The organism is Plantactinospora sp. CNZ321 (genome assembly GCF_004217235.1).
Map to the genome: position 1 here is coordinate 1 of NZ_SHKQ01000001.1, position 2,500 is coordinate 2,500.

Consider the following 2,500-nt stretch of genomic DNA (forward strand, 5'->3'; position numbering starts at 1 on the left):
GTCGATATGGACTCTTGGGGAAGATCAGCCTGTTATCCCCGGGGTACCTTTTATCCGTTGAGCGACACCGCTTCCACACGCAAGTGCCGGATCACTAGTCCCGACTTTCGTCCCTGCTCGACCCGTCAGTCTCACAGTCAAGCTCCCTTATACACTTACACTCAACACCTGATTGCCAACCAGGCTGAGGGAACCTTTGGGCGCCTCCGTTACCATTTTAGGAGGCAACCGCCCCAGTTAAACTACCCACCAGACACTGTCCCTGAACCCGATAAGGCCCGAAGTTAGATACCCGAACCAACCAGAGTGGTATTTCAAGATTGCCTCCACCCATACTGGCGTATAGGCTTCACCGGCTCCCACCTATCCTACACAAGCTAATTCAAGCACCAATGTCAAGCTATAGTAAAGGTCCCGGGGTCTTTCCGTCCTGCCGCGCGTAACGAGCATCTTTACTCGTACTGCAATTTCGCCGGGCCTGTGGTTGAGACAGTGGGGAAGTCGTTACGCCATTCGTGCAGGTCGGAACTTACCCGACAAGGAATTTCGCTACCTTAGGATGGTTATAGTTACCACCGCCGTTTACTGGCGCTTAAGTTCTCAGCTTCGCCCCCCGAAAGGAGCTAACCGGTCCCCTTAACGTTCCAGCACCGGGCAGGCGTCAGTCCATATACATCGAATTACTTCTTCGCATGGACCTGTGTTTTTAGTAAACAGTCGCTTCCCCCTGCTCTCTGCGGCCATACCACGCTCCACAAGCGTGTTGCTTCACGTGTCCGGCCCCCCTTCTCCCTAAGTTACGGGGGCAATTTGCCGAGTTCCTTAACCACAGTTCAACCCGATCGCCTCGGTATTCTCTACCTGACCACCTGTGTCGGTTTAGGGTAACGGGCCGCTCGGAACTCGCCTAGAGGCTTTTCTCGCGCAGCATAGGGATCACTGACTTCACCTGAATCGGCTTCGGCATCACGTGCTCACCCACACGCACCACGGATTTACCTATGGCACGGGCTACACGCTTACCCCGGCACAACCACCGGCCGGGCTCAGCTACCTTCCTGCGTCACCCCATCGCTTGACTACTACCCGCCAGGTTCCCACGCTCCCCCACCTCAACCCGAAGGTCTTGGCAGGTTCGGGTGGTTAGCACAACGAGGTTCATCACGGGCGCTCCTACACGGGTACGGGAATATCAACCCGTTATCCATCGACTACGCCTCTCGGCCTCGCCTTAGGCCCCGACTCACCCAGGGCGGATTAACCTGGCCCTGGAACCCTTGGTCATCCGGCGGAAGGGTTTCTCACCCTTCTTTCGCTACTCATGCCTGCATTCTCACTCGTGCCGCGTCCACAACTCGATCACTCGGCTGCTTCACCCCCGGCACGACGCTCCCCTACCCACCCACACACCTGCACGACAATCCAAAGACCATCGCGAAGTCAATGTGTGAATGCCACAGCTTCGGCGGTGTACTTGAGCCCCGCTACATTGTCGGCGCGGAACCACTTGACCAGTGAAGCTATTACGCACTCTTTAAAGGATGGCTGCTTCTAAGCAACCTCCTGGTTGTCTATGCGACCCCACATCCTTTCCCACTTAGCACACGCTTAGGGGCCTTAGCTGGCGATCTGGGCTGTTTCCCTCTCGACTACGAAGCTTATCCCCCGCAGTCTCACTGCCGCGCTCTCACTTACCGGCATTCGGAGTTTAGCTGATTTCAAGTAACCTTGTAGGGCCCTAGACCATCCAGTGCTCTACCTCCGGCAAGAAACACACGACGCTGCACCCTAACTGCATTTCGGGAGAACCAGCTATCACGGAGTTTGATTGGCCTTTCACCCCTAACCACAGGTCATCCCCCAACTTTTTCAACGTTGTGGGTTCGGCCTCCACGCGGTCTTACCCACGCTTCAGCCTGCCCATGGCTAGATCACCCCGCTTCGGGTCTAGAACACGCGACTACACGCCCTATTTCAGACTCGCTTTCGCTACGGCTACCCCACACAGGTTAACCTCGCCACATGCCACTACTCGCAAGGCTCATTCTTCAAAAGGCACGCCGTCACCCACCAAAAAGAGGCTCCGACGGAATTGTAGGCGAACGGTTTCAGGTACTATTTTCACTCCCCTCCCGGGGTACTTTTCACCATTCCCTCACGGTACTCGTCCGCTATCGGTCACCAGGAAGTATTTAGGCTTACCAGGTGGTCCTGGCAGATTCACGGCAGATTTCAGGAGTCCCGCCGCTACTCGGAACACCCACAAGGAAGACCAGATGCTTTCACCTACCGGACTATCACCGCCTACGGTTTGGCTTTTCCACACCATTCAGCTAACACCTGGCTTTATCACTCCCCACACGAGTGTCAGCTCGTGTCATGAGGTCCCACAACCCCGACCACGCAACCCCTGACAGGGTATCACACGCAACCGGTTAGCCTCAATCCGCTTTCGCTCGCCACTACTCACGGAATCACTATTGTTTTCTCTTCCTACGGG

1 rRNA gene (cut by a window edge) is annotated in these 2,500 nt (G+C 55.8%); it reads right to left on the reverse strand.

Annotation, left to right across the window (positions count from 1 at the left end):
• Positions 1 to 2,500 (reverse strand): 23S ribosomal RNA (locus EV371_RS00005); its annotated part runs 210 nt beyond the window's last position; the annotation flags it as partial.